The sequence below is a fragment of the Ornithinibacillus jepli genome (assembly GCF_047228935.1).
Classification (GTDB): domain Bacteria; phylum Bacillota; class Bacilli; order Bacillales; family Amphibacillaceae; genus Ornithinibacillus.
In genome coordinates, this window is record NZ_JBFEGG010000001.1 from 1,170,858 (window position 1) to 1,193,275 (window position 22,418).

At 34.6% G+C, this 22,418-nt stretch carries 27 protein-coding genes; 1 reads left to right on the forward strand and 26 read right to left on the reverse strand.

The genetic code is table 11. From position 1 onward, the window contains the following. Nucleotides 1–234: 234 nt before the first annotated feature. The 25 genes from spo0A to AB1K81_RS06200 all read right to left on the reverse strand — a co-directional run bounded on the left by spo0A (nt 235) and on the right by AB1K81_RS06200 (nt 20,913). Nucleotides 235–1,017, reverse strand: coding sequence for a sporulation transcription factor Spo0A (gene spo0A / locus AB1K81_RS06080; protein WP_412975735.1), 783 nt, complete (start codon nt 1,015–1,017; stop codon nt 235–237). A gap of 249 nt (nt 1,018–1,266) precedes the next feature. After that, nucleotides 1,267–2,553 carry a SpoIVB peptidase gene (gene spoIVB / locus AB1K81_RS06085; protein WP_412975736.1) on the reverse strand — a complete coding sequence of 429 codons (1,287 nt, stop codon included), beginning with the start codon at nt 2,551–2,553 and terminating at the stop codon, nt 1,267–1,269. A gap of 184 nt (nt 2,554–2,737) precedes the next feature. Next, entirely contained in the window at nt 2,738–4,453 is a 1,716-nt protein-coding gene (gene recN, locus AB1K81_RS06090; RefSeq protein ID WP_412975737.1) for a DNA repair protein RecN, read from the reverse strand. A gap of 18 nt (nt 4,454–4,471) precedes the next feature. Further along, nucleotides 4,472–4,921: a transcriptional regulator AhrC/ArgR gene (gene ahrC, locus AB1K81_RS06095; RefSeq protein WP_412975738.1), complete on the reverse strand. Its 450-nt coding sequence runs from the start codon at nt 4,919–4,921 to the stop codon at nt 4,472–4,474. Nucleotides 4,922–4,971: 50 nt separating this feature from the next. Continuing rightward, nucleotides 4,972–5,799, reverse strand: a complete 828-nt coding sequence (locus AB1K81_RS06100) for a TlyA family RNA methyltransferase (RefSeq protein ID WP_412975739.1) — start codon at nt 5,797–5,799, stop codon at nt 4,972–4,974. Between the two features lie 27 nt (nt 5,800–5,826). Beyond that, nucleotides 5,827–6,711 carry a polyprenyl synthetase family protein gene (locus tag AB1K81_RS06105; RefSeq protein ID WP_412975740.1) on the reverse strand — a complete coding sequence of 295 codons (885 nt, stop codon included), beginning with the start codon at nt 6,709–6,711 and terminating at the stop codon, nt 5,827–5,829. Between the two features lie 2 nt (nt 6,712–6,713). Beyond that, on the reverse strand, nt 6,714–6,947 hold the full coding sequence (locus AB1K81_RS06110; RefSeq protein ID WP_412975741.1) for an exodeoxyribonuclease VII small subunit: 234 nt from the start codon (nt 6,945–6,947) through the stop codon (nt 6,714–6,716). Then, nucleotides 6,940–8,289 (reverse strand): exodeoxyribonuclease VII large subunit, encoded by a 1,350-nt coding sequence (gene xseA / locus AB1K81_RS06115; protein ID WP_412975742.1) that lies wholly within the window; start codon nt 8,287–8,289, stop codon nt 6,940–6,942. Before xseA ends, AB1K81_RS06110 begins: the two co-directional genes overlap by 8 nt. Further along, nucleotides 8,286–9,137, reverse strand: coding sequence for a bifunctional methylenetetrahydrofolate dehydrogenase/methenyltetrahydrofolate cyclohydrolase FolD (gene folD, locus AB1K81_RS06120; RefSeq protein WP_412976123.1), 852 nt, complete (start codon nt 9,135–9,137; stop codon nt 8,286–8,288). Before folD ends, xseA begins: the two co-directional genes overlap by 4 nt. Nucleotides 9,138–9,151: 14 nt before the next feature. After that, nucleotides 9,152–9,535: a transcription antitermination factor NusB gene (gene nusB / locus AB1K81_RS06125; RefSeq protein WP_412976124.1), complete on the reverse strand. Its 384-nt coding sequence runs from the start codon at nt 9,533–9,535 to the stop codon at nt 9,152–9,154. 139 nt (nt 9,536–9,674) lie between these two features. Next, nucleotides 9,675–10,070, reverse strand: a complete 396-nt coding sequence (locus AB1K81_RS06130) for an Asp23/Gls24 family envelope stress response protein (RefSeq protein ID WP_412975743.1) — start codon at nt 10,068–10,070, stop codon at nt 9,675–9,677. Between the two features lie 39 nt (nt 10,071–10,109). Beyond that, nucleotides 10,110–11,471 (reverse strand): acetyl-CoA carboxylase biotin carboxylase subunit, encoded by a 1,362-nt coding sequence (gene accC / locus AB1K81_RS06135; protein WP_412975744.1) that lies wholly within the window; start codon nt 11,469–11,471, stop codon nt 10,110–10,112. 14 nt (nt 11,472–11,485) lie between these two features. Continuing rightward, the gene (gene accB / locus AB1K81_RS06140) at nt 11,486–11,971 is read right to left on the reverse strand and encodes an acetyl-CoA carboxylase biotin carboxyl carrier protein (RefSeq protein ID WP_412975745.1); all 486 of its coding nucleotides are present in this window, start codon (nt 11,969–11,971) and stop codon (nt 11,486–11,488) included. Between the two features lie 241 nt (nt 11,972–12,212). Further along, nucleotides 12,213–12,758, reverse strand: coding sequence for a SpoIIIAH-like family protein (locus AB1K81_RS06145; RefSeq protein ID WP_412975746.1), 546 nt, complete (start codon nt 12,756–12,758; stop codon nt 12,213–12,215). 14 nt (nt 12,759–12,772) lie between these two features. Continuing rightward, nucleotides 12,773–13,396 carry a stage III sporulation protein AG gene (gene spoIIIAG / locus AB1K81_RS06150; protein ID WP_412975747.1) on the reverse strand — a complete coding sequence of 208 codons (624 nt, stop codon included), beginning with the start codon at nt 13,394–13,396 and terminating at the stop codon, nt 12,773–12,775. After that, nucleotides 13,393–14,019 (reverse strand): stage III sporulation protein AF, encoded by a 627-nt coding sequence (gene spoIIIAF / locus AB1K81_RS06155; protein ID WP_412975748.1) that lies wholly within the window; start codon nt 14,017–14,019, stop codon nt 13,393–13,395. Before spoIIIAF ends, spoIIIAG begins: the two co-directional genes overlap by 4 nt. A 10-nt stretch (nt 14,020–14,029) precedes the next feature. Then, nucleotides 14,030–15,202 (reverse strand): stage III sporulation protein AE, encoded by a 1,173-nt coding sequence (gene spoIIIAE, locus AB1K81_RS06160; RefSeq protein ID WP_412975749.1) that lies wholly within the window; start codon nt 15,200–15,202, stop codon nt 14,030–14,032. Between the two features lie 36 nt (nt 15,203–15,238). Beyond that, nucleotides 15,239–15,631 (reverse strand): stage III sporulation protein AD, encoded by a 393-nt coding sequence (gene spoIIIAD / locus AB1K81_RS06165; protein ID WP_412975750.1) that lies wholly within the window; start codon nt 15,629–15,631, stop codon nt 15,239–15,241. Between the two features lie 5 nt (nt 15,632–15,636). Then, a complete protein-coding gene (gene spoIIIAC, locus AB1K81_RS06170) occupies nt 15,637–15,843 on the reverse strand; it encodes a stage III sporulation protein AC (protein ID WP_010093209.1) in 207 nt (68 codons plus the stop codon). Between the two features lie 18 nt (nt 15,844–15,861). Beyond that, nucleotides 15,862–16,374 (reverse strand): stage III sporulation protein SpoIIIAB, encoded by a 513-nt coding sequence (gene spoIIIAB, locus AB1K81_RS06175; RefSeq protein ID WP_412975751.1) that lies wholly within the window; start codon nt 16,372–16,374, stop codon nt 15,862–15,864. Then, on the reverse strand, nt 16,310–17,296 hold the full coding sequence (spoIIIAA, locus tag AB1K81_RS06180; protein WP_412975752.1) for a stage III sporulation protein AA: 987 nt from the start codon (nt 17,294–17,296) through the stop codon (nt 16,310–16,312). The genes spoIIIAB and spoIIIAA overlap by 65 nt, the downstream gene beginning before the upstream one ends. Nucleotides 17,297–17,535: 239 nt before the next feature. Next, nucleotides 17,536–18,483, reverse strand: a complete 948-nt coding sequence (locus AB1K81_RS06185) for a hypothetical protein (protein WP_412975753.1) — start codon at nt 18,481–18,483, stop codon at nt 17,536–17,538. A gap of 124 nt (nt 18,484–18,607) precedes the next feature. Beyond that, a complete protein-coding gene (gene efp, locus AB1K81_RS06190) occupies nt 18,608–19,165 on the reverse strand; it encodes an elongation factor P (RefSeq protein ID WP_412975754.1) in 558 nt (185 codons plus the stop codon). Nucleotides 19,166–19,191: 26 nt separating this feature from the next. Next, on the reverse strand, nt 19,192–20,253 hold the full coding sequence (locus AB1K81_RS06195; RefSeq protein WP_412975755.1) for a M24 family metallopeptidase: 1,062 nt from the start codon (nt 20,251–20,253) through the stop codon (nt 19,192–19,194). A 153-nt stretch (nt 20,254–20,406) separates the two neighbouring features. Beyond that, the gene (locus AB1K81_RS06200; protein ID WP_412975756.1) at nt 20,407–20,913 is read right to left on the reverse strand and encodes a YqhR family membrane protein; all 507 of its coding nucleotides are present in this window, start codon (nt 20,911–20,913) and stop codon (nt 20,407–20,409) included. Between the two features lie 211 nt (nt 20,914–21,124). On the opposite strand from AB1K81_RS06200, the gene AB1K81_RS06205 reads away from it, so the two are divergent. Beyond that, nucleotides 21,125–21,493 (forward strand): SA1362 family protein, encoded by a 369-nt coding sequence (locus AB1K81_RS06205; protein ID WP_412975757.1) that lies wholly within the window; start codon nt 21,125–21,127, stop codon nt 21,491–21,493. Nucleotides 21,494–21,511: 18 nt separating this feature from the next. On the opposite strand, the gene AB1K81_RS06210 is transcribed toward AB1K81_RS06205, so the two are convergent. Next, nucleotides 21,512–22,402 carry a patatin-like phospholipase family protein gene (locus tag AB1K81_RS06210; RefSeq protein WP_412975758.1) on the reverse strand — a complete coding sequence of 297 codons (891 nt, stop codon included), beginning with the start codon at nt 22,400–22,402 and terminating at the stop codon, nt 21,512–21,514. Nucleotides 22,403–22,418 lie beyond the last annotated feature (16 nt).

Consider the following 22,418-nt stretch of genomic DNA (forward strand, 5'->3'; position numbering starts at 1 on the left):
TATTTTGATAGTAGGCGAAGGTATGATGAATACGATTGGTATTATACAAAAAAGCTATCCCTGCCCTTATTTCAGCTATTGTTGAAATAAAAATGAATAAGCAAGGTTCTTCTGATGTTTGGAATTGATGCTGGAGATTTAAATTAAGCAGTACAATCCCTCTATAGATTGTTTGAAGATGAAGAATAAAAACAAAAAATTACTGTATCTAACCATACAGTAATTTTTTTACTTTTAGCTTGCTTTATGCTCCAGGCGCAGTCGATCTGCAACCATAGCAATAAATTCTGAATTTGTCGGTTTTGCTTTTGAAATACTTACGGTATATCCAAATAAAGCAGAGATAGAATCGATATTACCGCGACTCCATGCAACTTCAATAGCATGACGAATCGCACGTTCAACACGAGATGAAGTCGTGTTGAATTTCTTTGCAATGTCTGGATACAAGACTTTAGTAATAGAACCTAATAATTCAATATCGTTATATACCATTGTAATTGCTTCACGCAAATACATATATCCTTTTATATGAGCTGGAACACCAATTTCATGAATAATATTAGTAATACTTGCTTCTAGGTCCTTCTTCCTTCTTTCCTTTTTCATACCTGTATTTGAGCGACTAGATAATACACTTCTTCCATTTACTTGACGAATTTGATCAGCAAGATTTTCTAAATCAAATGGTTTTAAAATAAAATATGATGCCCCTAGGTCTACAGCTTTTTTCATTACTTCTTCTTGACCAAAAGCAGTTAACATAATTACATGTGGATCATTATTAGATTTGCCCTTCTCTCTAAGCATATTTAAAACGGCAAGTCCATCTACATGAGGCATAATAATATCTAGTACTAAAACGTCTGGTTTCTTTTCTTCTACTAATGAAAGACAATCTTTACCGTTATATGCTGTGCCAACAACCTCTATATCAGGTTGATCCTCAAAAAATTCCTCCATTAAATTAATTAAGTCTCTGTTGTCATCTACTAAACATATTGAAATCTTATCCACAAATGTTCCTCCTTTAAGGTATTTCTAAATGTCCACTCTATGTATTCGACAAAACTTCAAAATATCCTTCTTTTTTTAAAAAAACTTTGCCTTTTTTTATCTTTTCTTTAATTTGCTTTGTTTTTCTTTCGTTTTCGTTACAATTCGATTAAAAACGACATATAAAATAATGGTTTGTCGAAAAATATTTACTTTCATAATATAAATTTAAAGAGCCTGCGCATAAGCACAGACTCAAATCCACATTTATTAACTTGCTTGTTTTTCTTCCTTTTTATAAATATCTACTCCTGCATCTTGAAGCATCCATTCAATATGAACTCCATACCCGCTTGTTGGATCATTAACGAATACATGCGTAACTGCGCCAATAACCTTTCCGTTTTGAATAATCGGGCTACCACTCATCCCCTGTACAATACCACCAGTTGCTTCTAACAATTTTTTATCGGTAATTTGAATTACCATCCCTTTTGTTGCAGGAGTTTTTTGAGGGACACTACTAACTATTTCTACATCAAATTCTTCAACTTTTTCACCGTCTATTACGGTTAATATTTTAGCAGGTCCTTCTTTCACTTCATGCGACAGTGCAATAGGCATTGGTTGGTCATATTTTCCATTCTCAATTGATTCATTAAGCTTTCCAAAGATTCCGAACGGGCTATTCTTTGTAATAGAGCCAATTTTATTTTCTCTAATTGAAAATTTTGCTTGCTTTTCCCCGGGTGTTCCGTTATTTCCCTTTTGGATTGATGTCACAGTTGATCTAACAATTGTCCCGTCATGAATCTCAATAGGTTTTTTCGTATCCATATCTGAAATGACATGTCCTAGCGCACCATATTTTTTTGATTTTGGTTCAAAGAATGTCATTGTACCAATACCCGCTGCAGAATCACGAATATATAAACCAATTCGAAATTCATTTTCTTTTTTATCTAGTACAGGCTTTAATTCCGTATTAAATGTTTCATTACCTCGTTTCACTTTAACATTTAAAGCTTCAGAATTTTTGCCTGCTTCTTCTACAATCGGTTTAACATCCTTCATTTCCTCAATTTTATGCCCATTTATTTCCATAATGACATCGCCTACTTTAATTTCAGCCTCTTCACCTGGAGAAAGTGTACCATTATCACTATTTACCAAATGATGTCCAACAACTAACACTCCTAAAGTTTGCAATTGCACGCCAATTGATTGTCCACCAGGAATTACTTTAACATCTTTTAATACCGATACATCTACCTTTTTTATCGGTACACCCATAACGGAGTAAAACAACTGACTATCTCCAGGTTCAGTAAAAGTAAAACTAGATGCATTTACTGCTTCGGAATTATCAATTGCTGAAGCATGGACTTTAACAGAATTACCTAGGTTGGGAACCTTTAGAGGGAATTGATTTTGAAACGTAACTATTTTATTGGGAATGGTAAAATAATTTTGTATAGGGGTCGATAAAGGAACAATTAGCAATGTGAGTAGTAGTAAAACTCCTGTAATGATACGAATTTTGTCTATATGCTTCACAAATGTCCACTCTCCTTGTTCCTAAACCCATACCATAAATTTTTATCTGTACTTCTAATTTGACCTTTAATGGTCTTTTTTAAACCGGGAAAAGATAAGAAAACCTGCTTATCATTTCCTTTACAAAATATGTAAATTAAAAAAGCTGTCCTTCATAATTACCTATTTGGACAGCTTTCATATTTTAGTTATTTACAATAACTTTAGTTTTAAAACTTTGTGCTAATGTGTGAAGCTCTTTTGCATGTTCTTTTGCGGTTTCTGTAATTTTAGTACCTGTCATCATTCTCGTTAATTCATTTATTTGTTCTGTTTCCGTTAATTCTGCAACTTGAGTAATGGTACGATTTCCCATTTCATTCTTCTCTATAAACAGGTGAGTATCTGCCATTGCTGCCACTTGTGGTAAATGTGTAATACATAAAACTTGAGAATCATTGGATATTTGGTATATTTTTTCTGCAATTGCTTGCGCAACCCTTCCACTTACCCCAGTATCTACTTCATCAAAAATAACACTAGTAACCCCTTGATGTTTAGCAAATAACTTTTTAAGTACTAACATAATTCTAGAAAGCTCTCCTCCAGATGCAACTTTATGGATTTCTTTTAAAGGCTCTCCAACATTCGTTGAAATAAGAAAACGGATTTGATCAATGCCATTTTTGTGCAAAGTTGCATTCTCCACAACATTTTCCGGTGTGAACTGTACGGAGAAAGAAGCTTTTTCTAAATATAGATCCTTTAATTCATCTTGGACCTCTTGAATTAGTTTACTTGCGGCTTCTTTACGTAAAGCATGTAATTGCTTCGCTTCAAGGAAAGCATCTAGTTTAATTTCTTCTATTTCACTTGCTAATTTTTGAAGATGAGAATCTTTATTTTTAATTTGTTCAATCTCTTCTTCAATTGACCCCATATATTCAATTATATCACTTACTGATGAACCATATTTCTTCTTTAAACGGCTAATCTCTGATAATCTAGACTCAATCTCGTTTAACCGATCTGGGTCGTATTCCAAAGCTTCTAAGAAATTGCCTAGCTCATAAGTTAAATCTTCCATCATATAAAAATGGTTCGATAATGCTTCAGAGCTTTTTTCAATTTCTTCATCATAATGGCTAATTTCTTCTAATGATTTTTGTGCAATACTTAACCATTCCAGCCCTTTTTGTTCACCATATAAAGCATTATATGCTTCCATTACACCCTTATATATTTTTTCATAATTGATTAACTGATTCCGCTCTTTCTCTAGATCTACGTCCTCGTTTGGTACCAAATTTGCTTTCTCTAATTCATTTAATTGGAATTCTAATAAATCCAGTCTTTGTGCCATTTCTTGCTCGTTTTCATTTAATTCATTATATCTTTTTCTCAAAGTTTCTAATTTCTCAAATAGAGTTAAATATTCTACTTTAACTTCTTCAATATTATCTCGATTGTATAAGTCCAATAGCTCAATATGATTATCAGGTTCCATTAAAGACTGAGTTTCATGCTGACTGTGAATATCTATTAATGTTTTACCGAATTCCTTTAATATTGCAAGTGTAACTAACTTACCATTTGCACGACAAATGCTTTTTCCTGAAGCCGTTATTAGTCTTTGGAGCACTACCTCATTATCATGAATTTCTACCCCGTAATGTTTTCCGATTGCATATATTTGATGAGAGCTTGATTCAATTGAAAATAAACCTTCTATCTCTGCTTTATCTTCACCGTGTCTAATAAAATCAACAGAAGCTCGTCCACCTGCGAGTAATTGTATTGCGTCAATTATAATGGATTTACCTGCTCCAGTTTCGCCAGACAAGACAGTAAGGCCCTCTCGAAAGGTGAGTGTAACATGGTCAATAATCGCAAAGTTACGAATCGATAATTCAGTTAGCATATGTTCACCCCTGTTTCCTTAAAGCATATTAATAAAGCGGTCTTTAATGATCGTAGTATCTTCTTCAGTGCGACAAATTATTAGGCAAGTATCATCTCCACAAATAGTACCCATTATCTCGTCCCAATCTAAGTTATCAATAAGTACTCCAACTGCATGCGCATTTCCTGGTAACGTCTTTAATACGATAAAGTGACTAGTATGATCAATCTTTACAAAAGCATCCATTATTAGTCTTTTTAATTTATCAAGCGGATTAAAACGTTGGTCAGCAGGTAAACTGTATTTATATTTCCCGCCTGAAGTAGGCACTTTTACAAGGTGTAATTCTTTTATATCTCTAGAAACAGTAGCCTGCGTAACGTTATAACCTAAATTTTTTAATCGATCAACTAATTCATCTTGTGTATCAATATCATTTTCAGTAATTAACTCTCTTATCTTTATATGTCTTTGAATCTTACTCATATTGCACCCCCATTTTAATTAAAAAGGACTACGAATAGTAGTCCTTTAACTCATGTATTCTGTGCTGATTTTAAGTCTGAATGAGCTTCATTGACTACAAATTCGGGATTCAGTTCTTCAATGGACTTTCCACTTTCCTCTTTTTCCCAGCCTAGATGAACTAAAAATTCTACATTACCGTCCCCACCAGTAATCGGTGAGTATGTTAACCCATATAGCTCAAATCCTTCGTCTTTAGCGAATGTGAGTATCGTTTGTAAAACTTCCACATGCACTTTTTTATCCCGGACAATACCTTTTTTCCCAACTTGTTCTCTTCCTGCTTCAAATTGAGGTTTAATTAATGCTACAGTATCGCTATTAGCTACTAATAAATTCTTTAAAACAGGAAGAATTAGTTTTAAAGAAATGAAGGAAACATCAATTGAAGCAAAATTCGGTCGTCCTTTCCTTAACATATCTTCGGTTACATACCGAAAATTAGTTCTCTCCATTACTTCTACACGGGGGTCATTTCGGAGTTTCCAATCTAATTGATTATAGCCGACATCAATTGCATAACAAAGCTTTGCGCCTGATTGGAGTGCACAGTCCGTAAAACCTCCCGTTGAAGATCCTATATCCATCATAATTTTATCACGAACATCTAAAGAAAACACTTTCAAAGCCTTCTCTAGCTTCAATCCACCTCTTCCTACATATGGAATTAACTTACCTTTTATAGTTAAGGGGATATCTTCATCTACTTTCATCCCAGGCTTATCTAATCTCTCTTGCTCAGAATAAACTAAACCTGCCATTACTGCTCGCTTAGCTTTTTCCCTGGTTTCAATTAAATTCCGTTCTACGAGTAGAACATCTAGTCTAATTTTGCTCATCTGTTTAATCCTCTACATGTTTCAAGTTTAATAGTCACGCTCGCTAAAATAATCCGTTAAATCAGCAAGTCTTGATGTATCAGCATTTGCTTTCTTTAATAACTTTTTCGCCTTCTCTAAATAGCGGATTTTCATTTCCTTTGCACCGTCTAGTCCTAAGAGTTTAGGGTAAGTACTTTTATTATTAGATTCATCGCTACCAACCGCTTTACCCAACTTCTCTTCATCGCCTGTAATATCTAAAATATCATCTTGTACTTGGAAGATTAGCCCTAAATAATGTGCGAATTCCTTTAAATAACCTATTTGCTCCTCGGTAGCATTCCCTAAATATGCACCAGCTGTTACCGCAAACTTTAGTAATTCACCTGTTTTTAATGCATGAATTTTTTCTAATGTTTCTAATTCAACTGTTTGATTCTCTGCTTCCATATCCAATATTTGTCCTGCAACCATACCTGTAGGGCCGCTTGCTTTTGCTAATAAATTTATTATATAGACTTTTTCTATTTCGGATAATAGCGGGTCATTTGTTATCATCTCAAAGCTGTAGGTTAACAATGCATCACCAGCCAAAATCGCTGTTGCTTCCCCGAACACTTTATGGTTTGTTAGTGAACCACGTCTGTAATCATCATCATCCATTGCAGGTAAATCATCATGAATTAGCGAATATGTATGTATCATTTCTAGAGCAGATGCTGTACGATACGTTTTCATTATATTAGTTGAATACGTTTCAAAACTTGCTAAAAGTAAGATGGGACGAAGCCTCTTCCCACCAGCATTTAGTGAATATAGCATGGATTTTTTTAGTGATTCAGGGATATTTAATGGATGAAGATGTCTCGTTAACTCTTCATGAAAAACTTTTTGATTCGTTTCAATATAATTTTTTAATAGGACTTCCACTATTATTCATCCTCCTGTATATCAAAAGGAACTAGCTCCCCCTGCTCATTCATAATTTGCACCATTTTTTCTTGGATATGATTTAATTTATCACTGCAAATTTTTGATAAATGCATTCCATCTTGATAATACGAAATTGCCTTTTCTAAAGGCACATCCCCTTCTTCTAATTTCCCGATGATTTCCTCAAGTTTCTCCATTGCTTCTTCAAATGTTAAATCTTTAAAGTTATCCATTATTAGTCTCCTTTATCTCCAATACTTCACAATCCAGTATCCCGTCCCTCAGATTAATGCTAATCTGATCGCGAGCGTTTACTTGAGTCGTTGTTCTAATAATTTCACCAATTGAAGTATACGGAATCGCAAAACCACGTTTCATTATTTCCAATGGATTAAGTAGTGTAAGTTTATCCAGCTGACGAGTTAATTGATTGGACTGTTTTTCAACATATTGTGTCATAATTTGATTATTTTGTTTCATCAATTGATTCAAAGCTTTTGTAGCTTGTTCGAACCTTCTTTTTGGATGCTGTGTTATAAGCCTTGTTTTATAATTACTAAGCCGATCTGTTTTCTTATTAAATTCATGTTGAAATGATCGTTCCATTCGTTCTTTATTCTTATCTAACTGTTGCTCTTTTTGCCTTATTAGTTGCTCTGGGTAACGAAATGCATAAGAATTCACCATCTGCTCTAATTTACCTCGGTGATACTTTAATGTCATCCCTATTAAACTATTTAAAGATTGTTTCATTTTTGAAACTCGATCTATAAGTTCGAATTGTGACGGCACAGCAAGTTCCGCTGCACCAGTTGGGGTCGGTGCTCGTAAGTCGGCTACATAATCGCTTATGGTTACATCCGTCTCATGGCCAACAGCTGAAATGATTGGAATTTTCGAATGAAATATTGCTTCTGCAACAATTTCCTCATTGAAACTCCATAATTCTTCTATCGAACCCCCACCGCGACCAAGGATAATAACATCAAATAAACCTAACTCATTTGCCTTTTTTAACGCTCTAGTTATAGATGTAGCTGCATTTACACCTTGTACGAGAACAGGTAATACCGTTACTTGAGCTACTGGATACCTACGTTTAATTGTTGAAATAATATCTCTTACAGCTGCACCGGTTGGGGATGTAATGACCGCAATATGTTCAGGTATATCAGGAATTTGCTTTTTATACTGCTCATCAAAATAACCTTGTTTTCTTAACTTATCTTTTAATTGTTCAAAAGCTAAATACAAGGAACCAATACCATCTGGCTCCATTTGTTGAATATAAAGCTGGTATTGACCAGTTGCTTCAAACACACTGATCTCCCCACGGATAAGTACCTTCATGCCATCTTCAGGTTTAAACTTTAAAAAGCGGTTATTACCTGCAAACATTACCGCATTAATCCTTGCTTGGTCATCCTTTATTGTTAAGTACATATGACCTCTTGAATGGAGTTTAAAGTTAGAAATTTCCCCTTTTAACCATATATCACGTAAATGGGGATCCATATCTAATTTTCGTTTAATATATTTCGTTAATGCAGTTACAGTTAAATACTTATTTGTCATTTTTTCATACCTTTTGCAGCTTTAATTGTATTATGTAATAACATCGTAATGGTCATTGGACCAACACCACGTGGAACAGGTGTTATATAGGCAGCATGTAAAGAAGCACTGTCAAAATCAACATCACCAGTTAAAGTACCGTTTTCCAATCGGTTAATTCCAACGTCAATAACGACTGCCCCTTCTTTTATATACTCTTTATCAATCACATTGGGCCGGCCAACAGCAACGACAAGGATATCCGCCTGCTTGGTTATTTCTTTTAAATTTTCCGTTCTGGAATGACAGTAAGTCACCGTTGCATTTTCATTTAGCAACAACTGACCAACAGGCTTGCCGACAATATTACTTCTTCCAATAACAACAGCATGCTTTCCTTCGATTGTAATCTTTTTTGAATGAAGCATAGTCATAATTCCATAAGGGGTGCATGGTAAAAAAGTATCCTGTCCTGTCATCATTTTCCCTACATTATACGGATGGAAGCCGTCTACATCTTTAGTAGGGTCGATAGCCTCTATAATATGTTGAACATTAATGTGAATTGGTAGTGGAAGTTGCACCAATATACCATGGACGTTTTCATCATTGTTTAACTGTTCAATTATTTGTATCAGTTCACTTTCGGTAATAGCCTCTGAAAGTTCTAGAATTTCCGAACTAATCCCTACCTCTTCTGATGCTTTTTTCTTTCCATTTACGTAGGATCGTGATGCTGGGTTATTCCCAACTAAAACAACAGTTAGATGAGGCACTATATTTTTTTCTTTTAAGTGCTCCACTTCTTTCTTCATGTTTAATTTTAGTTTTATTGACAATTCCTTACCATTTATAACCTCAGCTACCATCATTATCTTCCCCTCTATTTCTTGATAATTTTAGATAACACACCGTTTACAAACTTTCCTGATTTCTCATCCCCGTACATTTTTGCCAGTTCAACCGCTTCGTTAATGGATACATTGTCCGGAATATCTTCTATATGTTTTAGCTCAAATGTTGCAATACGTAATACCGTTTTTTCAACAGATGGTAAACGATGAAAAGACCATTTTTCTAATTTTGCAGAAATGTTCTCATCTATTGCTTGTCTTTCCTTCACTACGCCTAACACTAGTGTTTGAAGGAAATCATCCTTTTCTTCATCATTTAATCTTTCTTCTATCGTGGTTTCCAAATCTTCTTCTAACATATCTAATTGAAATAATATTTGAAATGCTTTTTCTCTTGCTTCGTGACGTTTCATCATGCATTGCTCCTTTAATAATCTCTTTTCAAATGATAACATGATTACGAGTCAGACGCCACAAACTAACGATTTCTTTTTGTATGTATATAAAAAAGAAAGGCCAAAGATATCCTAAAAATATCTTTGGCTTTTCTTTTTATTCTGAGGCCTCTTCTGCGTTTTCTTTTTCCATTTGTAATCCAACTACATGTACGTTTACTTCAGCAATGTCTAAGGATGTCATTGTTTTTAATGTTTGCCTTATATTTGCTTGAACTTTTTGTGCAACATCTGGTATGGAAACGCCAAATTCTAAAACAACATATACATCAACAAGAATCCCATTTTCAGTAAGTTCGACTTTCACCCCTTTACTATGGGATTTCTTACCAAATTTCTCAACTACTCCAGTTGCAAAATTACCACGCATGTTAGCAAGCCCATTTACTTCTGTTGCTGCGATACCTGCGATTACTTCAATAACCTCAGGGGCAATTTCAACCTTTCCAAGTCCTGTGTTTTCACTCATATTCACTAAAGATTGTTCAGCCATTATCTCACTCCTTTATTAACTTATGATAAATCTTTGATGCTAATATTGTTTTGGTTCAGTGATTGGGTGTTCCTCTAAGAAGTTCGTATTGAAGTCACCTTTTATGAAAACCTCATGATCCATTATTAATCGATGGAATGGAACAGTAGTATGAACCCCTTCTACAAGGAACTCATCGAGTGCCCGTTTCATACGAGAAATTGCTTCATCACGTGTAGAACCGTAGGTAATCAGCTTGGCAATCATAGAATCATAATATGGTGGTATGGAATAACCAGGGTATACTGCAGAATCCACGCGCACTCCTAATCCGCCTGGGGATAAGTACATATCAATTTTACCAGGAGAAGGCATAAAATTCTTAAATGGCTGCTCTGCATTGATTCTACACTCAATCGCCCAACCATTAAACGTTACATCTTCCTGTTTTAAAGAAAGTACTTCACCATTTGCGACTCTAATTTGTTCTTTAATCAAATCAATACCGGTAACCATTTCTGTAACTGGGTGTTCTACTTGGATTCTAGTATTCATTTCCATAAAATAGAAATCCTTCGTTTTTCGATCAAAAATAAATTCAATCGTTCCAGCACCAACATAATCAACTGCCTTAGCAGCTTTCACTGCCGCTTCCCCCATTTTAGCACGAATTTCTTCATTTAGGGCAGGAGATGGTGTTTCTTCTATTAATTTTTGTAATCGTCTTTGAATACTACAATCACGTTCACCTAAATGAATGACATTGCCATGGGTATCTGCTAATACCTGAATTTCTACATGGCGAAAATCTTCAATGAATTTTTCGATATAAACACCAGGATTACCAAATGCAGTTTCTGCCTCTTTCTGGGTAATTCGAATCCCTTTAATAAGGTCTTCCTCTGTTCTTGCAACACGAATACCTTTTCCTCCACCACCAGCAGTCGCTTTGATGATAACAGGATAACCAATAGAGTTAGCAATTTCAATTGCTTCTTCTTCACTTCCAATGATACCATTAGATCCTGGAACTATTGGAACACTTGCTTCCTTCATTGTTTCACGAGCAACATCTTTAATTCCCATTTTTTGAATTGCTTCTGATGAAGGTCCTACAAATGTAATATTACATGCTTTACAAATCTCAGCGAAATCAGCATTCTCTGCTAAAAATCCATATCCAGGATGAATTGCATCGACATCTCGTAAATTTGCTACACTAATTATATTAGCGAAATTCAGATAACTGTCCTTACTAGAATTCGGACCAATACAATAAGCTTCATCAGCTAATTGCACATGTAATGCCTCTTTATCAGCCTCTGAGTACACAGCAACTGTTTCAATACCCATTTCTTTACAAGCACGAATAATTCGGACAGCTATTTCTCCTCTGTTTGCTATAAGCAATTTCTTAATCATATTAGCACGTCCCCTTATTTCGTTTTTACTCTAAATAATGGTTGCCCATATTCCACAAGCTCTCCATTTTCTACTAATACTTCAACGATTTCACCACTTACTTCTGCTTCTATTTCATTAAATAACTTCATCGCTTCTACAATACATACTACAGTGTCCTTACTAACTGAACTTCCTACTGATACAAATGGATCACTATCTGGATTAGGAGCACTATAGAATGTACCTACCATTGGAGAAGTAATTTCATAGTCGAAATTAACATTATTTTTTTGAACAGGAGTTTCCGTTTTTTCTAATACTTCTTCCTTCACTGGCTGAACGACCGGTTGTTGCATTACTTCTTTTTCTATTTGTACAGTTGGTTTAGCTTGCGTAACTACACTATCTGTAGACTTTTTCATTGATACTTTCGTTCCGTTTGTTTCATAAGTAAACTCATTAATTGAAGATTGATCTACTAATTTTATTATTTCACGTATTTCTTGAACTTTTAACATGTTTAATTAGCACTCCCTTACCTTTTTTGTTATTAGGTACTAATAACTCCTCTTAATATTTTACGATAAATATGGGGGAAACTTCAACATTTTTTATGCGCCTACTTTAGAAAACGCTTTCTAGTTTACTCTATTATACCAATCTACCACTATATACGCGAATGAATATTGAAGGAATTTCTTTTCTAAAAAAAACAAAAACATCAAGTCTTAAAGACTTGATGTAAGCGATAAGTTATTCTTAGCTTTCTGTCATTGGTTCATGGATAACATCGACTGTTAATTCACCAAATTCATCTCGAACCATTTGCATAATGTTGACAACTTCTGAATTTGTAAGTTCGTCTGCCTGTACATGTACATGAACCGTATCCCCATCAGCACGAACTAACACATCCTGATATTCTGCATTTGCCAAAATAGATTCTTCTAGAATTGTTTCTTTCGTATAAACTTGATCAATGGCATCCATTTCTTCATAAGCTTGATTCTTTTCCTCTGGAGAAGCATTACTGCTTGCAACAATATCTTCTAATCTATCCTTTTTCTTACTTCTCTCATCTTGAACCTCTAAGCGTAGCGCAGCGAATAACTCATTACCAGTCGCTGATACAGCAACACTAGAACTATCATCAGGTGTTGAATCTCCAGCTGTTTCCTCTGAATTTGGTTCATCATCTGTGTTTATATAAGCAAAATCACCAGGATCAGCCGTCATATAATACACACTCAACACAATCATTAAACTCAACATAGTTAATAGCCATACTGTTTGTTTTTTCAACATTATTTCATCCTCCCTTAATTTTTAGGCTTTACAGATACTTTATGTGTTGGAACATCAAGTACTCTTGAGACAGCTTCCACAACCCATTGTTTAATGGTAGCTCTTTCCACACCCTTTGCCACTACAAGTACTCCCCTTACCTCGGGTTTCTTTGTTTGAACTAACACTGGTGTTTCTTTGTCACCTTGTCTGATAATGACAGTCTGGGTCTCCTCTGTATTTTCCTGTATATGTCTTGTCCCACCATTACGGTCATTTTCTTCTGTCTGTTGTGTTCCTTTAATTAAGTTTTGTTCATATACTTTGACATCAGTAGAGTCTAAATTGACCATTACTTCTACTTCAGAGACACCATCGATTTTTTCAAGCATATTTTCTAATTGTTTTTTATAGTTCGCCTCCAGTACACCCACATCAGACGTTGTTCCAGATTCATTAGAAATTGCTTCTTCAGTTTGGGACTCTGATTTTAACTCCATCTTTGGCATATCTTGTTCCAAATCCTTCTGGGATGAGGTAGAAAATATGTTTCCCACTAAGATTACAAGTAAAGCAACTAGTCCAATAATGATGACATAGCCAGTCTTTTTAGACCCGTTTAATTTTTCTTTTAGGAATTCTTGTAATTTATTTATCAAGATGCCCCTCCCTCCCATATAACAGTTAACTTCTTATCCGTTAATTCCCAAGTTTCTCGCAACAAGGACTCAATACCCTGAAGATCGACATCTCCATCTTCAGTTTTATGTGTTTGTTTCCCTGCATCAATGACAACATCCTCTACTGCATTCACTGCTCCCTCCTCTTTCTCTGATTCTCCAAGATACACCATTACTTCTTCTAGCCCCTCGTAGGAGATTGTTGCTCCTTCCTTGAACTCGAAATATATATCCCTTATTTTCACTTGATAGTTGTCCAAAAGAGGAGCACTTGCTATATCTTTAAGTTGGACAGCCATTTGTTCTAAAATATATGCACTAGTTGACGATTCTATTTCACTTTTTTGCAATTCAATCAAATTTTCTACTTTTGATTCATTTGAATCGTTATTAATAATTGTTAAAAAAGACTGCTGCACGGCTTCTTGTATATCCACTTTAAATAAATAGAATATAGGCTGTAAGAAAATTAAGATTAAAATTAACCCTATTACAAACTTTATATATTTTTTCATTCCACCAGTTGGTATAAGTAAGTCAATAATTGTTGCTAGTAAAATAAATATAATAATTTGGGCTACCCAGTTGATTAGAAGATCCATTTCCATCATCCTATCGAAGTAATAATGTAATATTACTTGCTGTAACAATTATGACAATTGCTAAGAAAAACATTAATGATACTGCCAGTAAGCAGGCTAAAATGTAAACTATATATTTACTTATCGTATTTAAACAAGTAATAATTGGCCCATCTGCTATCGGCTGTAATACTGCTGCTGCAACTTTATAAATCAATGCTATTGCAAATATCTTTATTGCTGGAAACAATGCGATGAAGATCACAATCGCTACTCCAACAATTCCAACAGCATTTTTAAGTAATAATGAAGCACTAAGGACTGTGTCTGCGGCATCAGTGAATGTTCTACCGACTACCGGTATAAAGTTACCTGTAACAAATTTCGCTGTCTTCATTGCCACCCCATCTTGGATAGCACTAGCTGCCCCCTGTACTGATAAAACACCTAAAAAGATAGTTAGGAAGATTCCTAGTGTCCCGATAGCAACTGAGCGGAATAAACCAGCAAGATTCGTAACTTTATGATTATCATTTAAACTACTAACAATAATTAATAGAGCTGACAGAAATAATAGCGGCATAATAAAGTTAGAAACTAAAACCCCACTGAAGTTAATAAGAAAGATGATGATTGGATGAAAGAATGAAACGGATATTACACTTCCAAACGACGCCATCAGCCCTAACACTAATGGAATTAAGGCAATCATAAAGCTACTCATCATTGAAATAGCATCTTTTGCATATGAAACTGCCAAATAAAAACTATTTAATGCTATAAATATAAGAACAATGTAAACAACAAAGTAAGCAATTTTGCTTACAGATGTTCTTTCAAACGCTGTATGCATTGTCTGAAGTAACACAGAAAATAGAGTTAGTAACAAAAGTGACCCAAGTAATTTTCCGTTTAAAATAACTTCATGCAGTAAGTATTCTAGCCCACCTGCAATTATATTTTTAATAGAGAATTCATCGTTTCCTTTAATAAAGTCATATAGTCCGTTTTTTTGGAGATCTGGAATATACCCTCCATATTCTTCTACTACACTGTTCCAATATTCCCCAATTCCATCGAATGATATATCTTCTAATAGGACATCCTCTACGGGAGCTTCAGGCTGATCTTCTGCATACACAACGGCTTGTCCAAGAAACATAACGAAAAAAAATATACAACTAATACGACTAATCCGTTTCATGCACTTCAATTGCTCCCTTCCTTTCTAAATATCCACCTACACTAAAGGTAAGAAATTTAGGATTGCTTCGACTACTGCTGATATGATTGGAATGGCAAGTAATAAAATGAAAATTTTTCCTGCAAGTTCTATTTTGGAGGCAACAGCTCCCAGTCCGGCATCTTTTGTAATACTAGCACCTAGTTCGGTAATATAGGCAATACCGATTATCTTTAGGATTGTCTCAATATACATTGTGTTAATAGCTGCCTTTTGACCGAGAGACTCAATCAAACGAATAATGGATCCAATTTGACTTATAACTGCTAAAAATAAAGCAATGCCGGTAATGAGTAGTATGAGAAATGCAAAGGGGCCGCGCATATCCTTTAAAATGATATAAAGAATACTAGCAATAATACCTAGCGTGACAATTTGAATGATATCCATTTGCTTTACCCTTGAAAAAGAAATACGGACCGGATTTGTTGAAATAAATCAGATAGACCATTAATAACAACAACAAGTACAATAATAAACCCGACCAATGTAACAAATTGCGCAATTTCTTCCTTCCCCATTTGCTTTAAAATAGTGTGAATTAATGCTACAATAATTCCTATTCCTGCAATTTGAAATAATATCGATGCATCTGATAGCATAATGCAGCCCCTTTCTCCCTAAATAAGCAATAATACGATAAATAGACCAGTTAAAAAACCGAGGTTTTTAGCCATCTTCCCATATCTTTCCTGTTCTTCTCTTGCATCTTCTAATTCTCTTTCCAAATGTTTAATCGTAAGCTGAATATGTTTTTGTTGTTGATGAAAATCGTGTTGACCTAATGTTCTACCAAATTGTAGTAATATTTCTCTCTCATTCTCTCCAAGGCTCGATTGTTCGATATAGTTAAGGACACTCTCTTCCCAAATGGATTCAAAATGATTATGAGAAACCACTATCCTCTCTGCTACCGTTCGAAAAAACAATGCTGACGGTTCAGGAATTTGCCTTGAGATGGAGATAAATGCATCATGTAAAGGCATTTGACTATATAGAATCTCAGCTTCTAATACTTGAAGAGCATTTATCAGCTGACGGATATGCTTCGGTCGGCGCGTAAGCTTATTACTCCATTCGAATCCTAGCCATGTCGTTGCGCCGATGAATATTACTGCCCCGATCCACTTCATTTGGCAACCACCCCGTTTTCTGATATATATTTTTTTCATTAGCGTCATAAACTCCTTGAATTGTTCCAGGAGATGATTGTCCCTTTAAAAGAACAATCCGATGAAAAACTTTCGTTTGGAGTAATGGAAAGATAGAAGGACGTTTTTTAAGTTCTTCTAACGATTGCCCATGAATCGTACAGATTACAGTCACACCTGCATTGATCGCATTCGTTAGGGCTTGTACATCTTTATCACTTCCTATTTCATCTACAACTAAAATTTCAGGTGACATGGATCGAATCATCATCATCATTCCTTCAGCTTTTGGGCATGCATCAAGCACATCTGTTCTTTTACCGAGATTATGTTGTGGTACGCCTTTTAAACACGCTGCTATTTCGGAGCGTTCATCCACAACCCCTACTTTTTTTGCTGGTACATGGTTCCATCCAGATGAAACGATACGAATAATATCTCGTATTAATGTTGTTTTTCCAGATTGAGGCGGACCAACAAATAGCGTATTTAAAAAACCATTGTCATATAGATAAGGGATAACATTCTTTCCAACCCCAATCTTTTCTTTAGCAATTCTTATGTTTAAAAAGGTAATATATTGTATTGCTTTAACAAAACCATTTACCGTGTTTACTTTTCCTGCAAGCCCAACCCGATGACCACCTTCGATAGTTATATATCCTTCTCTTAATTCGTCTTCCATTCTATATAAGGAAAACTCACTTAACTGGTTAATGATATAAATACTATCCTGCTTCGTTGGCTGTGCTTGAATAACCCATTCCAATCCATGGTCAAATATAAGCTCCATTGGTTGATTTAATCGCACCCGTATTTCCTGCAGTATATCCCAGCGGTTACTAATTTTTCTTTTTAAGAGAGATTTAATTTCAGTCGGAAATAAACGAAGTATCTCCTCCATAGCTTGTCCTCACTTTGTATAGGTTTTAGAAATTGATTTTCTATAAGTAAATGTATGTCTGAGTGTAGATTTTATGACTGATAGAAGTTAAATAATAGAGTTGATAATATTATGTAGTAGATTAGGGAGACTAAAATGTATAATGACAAAAAAAGCCAGTTCAATTAGAACTGACACTTTTATATAGGTATATTAATTTTATAGAACTTGGAAATATCTTTATCTAAAGATTTATTCACTTACATTTCCTTTTCTAAATAGCCAAATTGATCAAATCGTTTATATCTCTCTACTGCTAAAATCCCTTTCCAATAAGTCCTTGCAACTTCATATTCCTCTTCATAACTTCCCCAAGTCCACGAGATATCCCAAATACCTTCATCTGACAGTTTCTCCAAATAAAAAGTAAAATTCTTTTCTATTAAAGAGCCTAGTTTTCTACACAATGGATCATTAGGACTATGGATAAAATCTAAAGGTAACGACACATACCCTGTATCCCATTCAGCTACATCTTTATTAATACAGTCTAATGCTAAATCATTTATTTTGTCCGATATTTGTTCATAAGAGTATGGAACAATAGATTCCAGGATAGTTTTATACGGTTTAATAATTTTAATAAATTGTTGAAAGTTATTAATTTCATGCTTATCCATTTCATGTTGAACCATTAAATGAGTAACAGCCTTTTCTATAGAATTCCAACCTAATTCTGATGCTTTACTATCCGGTTCAGACCAATGTATAAGGTTAGCTGCTAGCTCTATACTGGGGTTATAGGACCAATTTTCTACTGCGCCTTCATTCCAATGCCACCATGGGGCATGTGGGTAATCATTATTTTCAGGGCGTACAGATGCCCATTTCGCAGTTTTTTGTTCAAATGTATTTACTAGATAGGAAACTAGCGACTGTACTAGTGGTTCGTCTTTTTCAGCACCTACCTCTATAAGGACTTGCCCCGCTGCCCAACTTGCCATTGCAGAAGATTTTGGCAACCAAAAATCAGGTTCTATTCCATGACCAAATCCTCCATCTTCATTTTGAAATTCTTTTAGACTTTCTATTACTGTATCTTTTGTTCCATTACCAAATAAAAATTCAAAACGGGCAATTTCTAGCTTCCGACAATTATGTATTAAATAATCTCTTGTTATATTTAACTGCTCAGCTGATAGTTTCATCATAAACCCCCAAAAATTTGCATTGTTATTATCATTTTATCATAAATATTCAAAAGATAACGAACTCTCCCCAATAAAAAAATGACCATCATAATTGATGATCACTTTCTACACAAAGTTATTATTATGCCCGAGAAACGTACTTCCCATCAGAAGTATTAATAATAAGCTTATCTCCTACATTGACGAAGAATGGTACCTGAACTACTAATCCTGTTTCCACTGTTGCAGGTTTTGTACCACCACTTGCGGTATCTCCTTTAATACCTGGCTCTGTTTCGACTACCTCTAGTGTTACGTTGTTAGGAAGATCAATTCCAAGCATTTGTCCTTGGTAACTAATAATAGACACTTCCATATTTTCTTTTATAAATTTTAATTCATGCTCAATTTGTTCAGAAGTAAGTTCAATTTGTTCATATGTTGCTGTATCCATAAACGCATGAGAGTCGCCTGATGCATATAAGTATTGCATCTTCTTATGTTCAACATGCGCTTTTCCTACTTTTTCACCAGCGCGGAATGTTTTTTCTTGAATACTACCATTACGAAGGTTGCGAAGCTTGGATCTAACAAATGCAGCACCTTTTCCTGGCTTTACATGTTGGAAATCAACAACTTGCCATACATCATTATCTAATTCAATTGTTAAACCTGTCTTAAAATCGTTTACTGAGATCATTCTTTGTCCTCCTCGAAGCTCTTGCTTTATAGCTGAATAAGTTCTTTCGTTGATGTTGTTAATCGTTCATTACCAGTTTCCGTAATAACAATATCATCTTCAATGCGGCAACCGCCAATATTCGGAATATAAATTCCTGGTTCAACCGTTACAACCATACCAGGTTCTAATTTTAATCCACTTCGGAACGAAAGTCCAGGACCTTCGTGCACCTCTAACCCAATTCCATGACCGGTAGAGTGACCAAAATAATCGCCATAACCTTGTTCTTTAATATAATCTCTAGTTAGAGCATCTGCTTCAATGCCAGTCATTCCTGGTTTTATATTATCTACTCCACGAAGTTGTGCTTCTAACACAGTATTATAAATTTTTCTTAATTCATCGCTAATCTCACCAACAGCTACAGTTCTAGTTATATCTGAAACATAGCCTTCATATAGTGCACCATAATCTAATGTAACTAACTCACCAGCTTGAATCTCTTTTGCAGAAGCGACTCCATGAGGCATTGCAGAACGGAAACCAGATGCTACAATGATGTCGAAGCTAGATTGTGTTGCACCTTGTCTTCGCATGAAAAATTCAAGTTCATTGGAAACTTCAATTTCTTTAACACCAGGTTTAATATAACCTTGAATATGTTCAAAAGCTTGATCAGCAATTTCAGCAGCTTTCTTCAAAATTTTTAATTCTTCCGGTGTTTTAATCAAACGAATTTTTTCTACAATTTCACTGGTTGGAACTAACTCTAGATCTAACAACTCATTATAGCGATCATATGTAGCATAAGTAATGTGATTTTTTTCAAAGCCTAATCGTTTAACATTAAGTTTCGTTAATTGTGACTTCACTTCTTCTTCAATTAATGTCTTATGCTCAACAATTGTAAAACCTTTTGCTTGAGCTGATGCTTGTTCTGTATAACGGAAATCTGTAATAAAGATAGCTTCTTCGGCACTAACTAATGCAATACCAGCTGTACCAGTAAATCCAGTAACATAACGGCGGTTAATCGGGCTTGCAATCATTAATGCATCAAGATTTAATTCTTGAAGTGATTGTCTAATCTTATTTAGCTTTTCCATCTCTTCATCCCTTCCCTTTTGTTCACTAGCATAATATGAAACAAAAACACGTCTCTTTTTAGTTGTTATGACTTTAACAGTTTACCATAAATAGACAAGTTTGAATATTGATTTAGCTAATGAAAGGAAGTTAATTTCTAGATCGCAGGCTTTCTATTCTTCTTTTTTAGTAGTCTTACTTAATATGGAATCATGATAATCAAACGAAATAGAATACCCAATAAAGGTTCCATACAATATGTACAGACATATAGTAGATATTATCGACTTTAATTCCAATTCAGAAACACTAGGTACATTAACAAAAATAGGCTGTAATACAAAAAAGACGATAGCCCACAATATAATACCGTAAACTACTCCCATCCAAATTGAGTAGATTTTTTTAAACACTCCATAGTAAATTAGTGCAACTCCAATGGATATAATACCAATAAGTACAATTGTCACGAGTTCTCCTAACCAAGTGTCTGTCCATCTAGCTGTAGTCCATGAACGAAGTAAGAAAGATTTTGCCGAAACTTCCATAAAATTAAAATAATACATGAACAGTCCTAATAGACTTGCTATAATTCCCCCAATAAATCCCGTAAGTAATGATCTACCAAGAAAAGTTGATGATTCCTCCTGTTTATTTTGTTCGAGTTTTTTATCTTCCATATGATCCACCTCCATTTTTAGTATTACCCATTGGTTAAAATGCATTACAGAAAATACGTTTATTGATAAAATGAAGAGAAGAAAAAGAGTTTGAATAATTTGTGGTAAGACGGAAACAATTATACTAGTAATGCAAGACCGATTATCTATCATATTTCTGAAATATATTAGTAGGTAACATATACATACATGTAATGAAAGGAAGATTCACATGAGGAAAAATTCCATTATTAAATTTATCATATACGGAATTGTTGGATTAGCAGTATTAGGACTCATTATCCAGTTGTTTGGTAACACGACAGGATTCTTACTTAATATTCTTGTTAGTATCATAATAGGAATAACTATTTTTGGATTAATATATTTCTTTATTTTAGGTGGTCGTAACAAATCGACTGATGCTAAGAAGTATAAACAGGCAGTAAGACAATCGAAATCAAAATACTCACATACTAATCAAACACCTATTATAAAACAACAGCAAACTAACCCTTTGAAAAAGAAATCGAAAAAACGCCCATCACATTTACGAGTAATAGATGGGAACAAATCGAAACGGAAGAAAGCGGGCCTCTAATATTAGAAGCTCGCTTTTTTAAGTCGACCAATATCTAAGAAAATTATTAGCCACATCTCGGCCATTATTGATTAATTTTTCTTTCACATTATTATCAATTTTAAAATCAGTAGTATGAACATCTTTTACAGGAATAAAGATAATGCTCTCTTTCTGGGATTTAGCAATATATCTTGCATCATGGGCTTGTTTCATTGTGGAAAATAAAGCATGTAGCATATCTAGTGCATTTTTAATTTTTTTCGGAGAGGTATGTTGAGGGGAATCACTGAGCTTTAAACCTAGAATTGGTCGAGTTCGTTTATTTGTATCACTTTCAAATACCCATAATGGAAAATTGCTTAAAAGACCACCATCTACAATTAAACTTTTTTCTTTACTTATTCCAGTTAACTTTTTGGGCATAAAAAAATACGGAAACCCTGCACTCATTCTTACTGCTCTTGCAATTGGAAAATCATTCGGGCTAATCCCGTATATTCGTTCCAAATCATCAGGAATGACAACTAACTTTCCTAAGGTTAAATCACTGACTATTACTTTTAAATAACCTTCCTTTAGATCTCCAAAAGTATAAATCCTCTTTTTCGCTAATTGGTAATAAATCCACCTCTCAAATTTATCACCTTTGTAAAGTCCCATTTGATAATACAAAAAGAACCATTTACTCCCAGGTATGATTTTAGTAAGACTTGGTGGGTCCAAAAATTCCTCTAAATTTAGTTCATCTAATAACCGTTTAATTTCATCTCCGTTATAACCCGCAGCAATAAAGGATGCCAAGATAGACCCTGCAGATGTACCAGCGACTCGTTCAAATTCTAAGTTTTTCTCGGCTATACTTTCAAGAGCTCCAATGAAAGCATATGCTTTCACACCACCACCAGAGAAGACACCGTCTATTTTCATAAACTATCTCCTTATC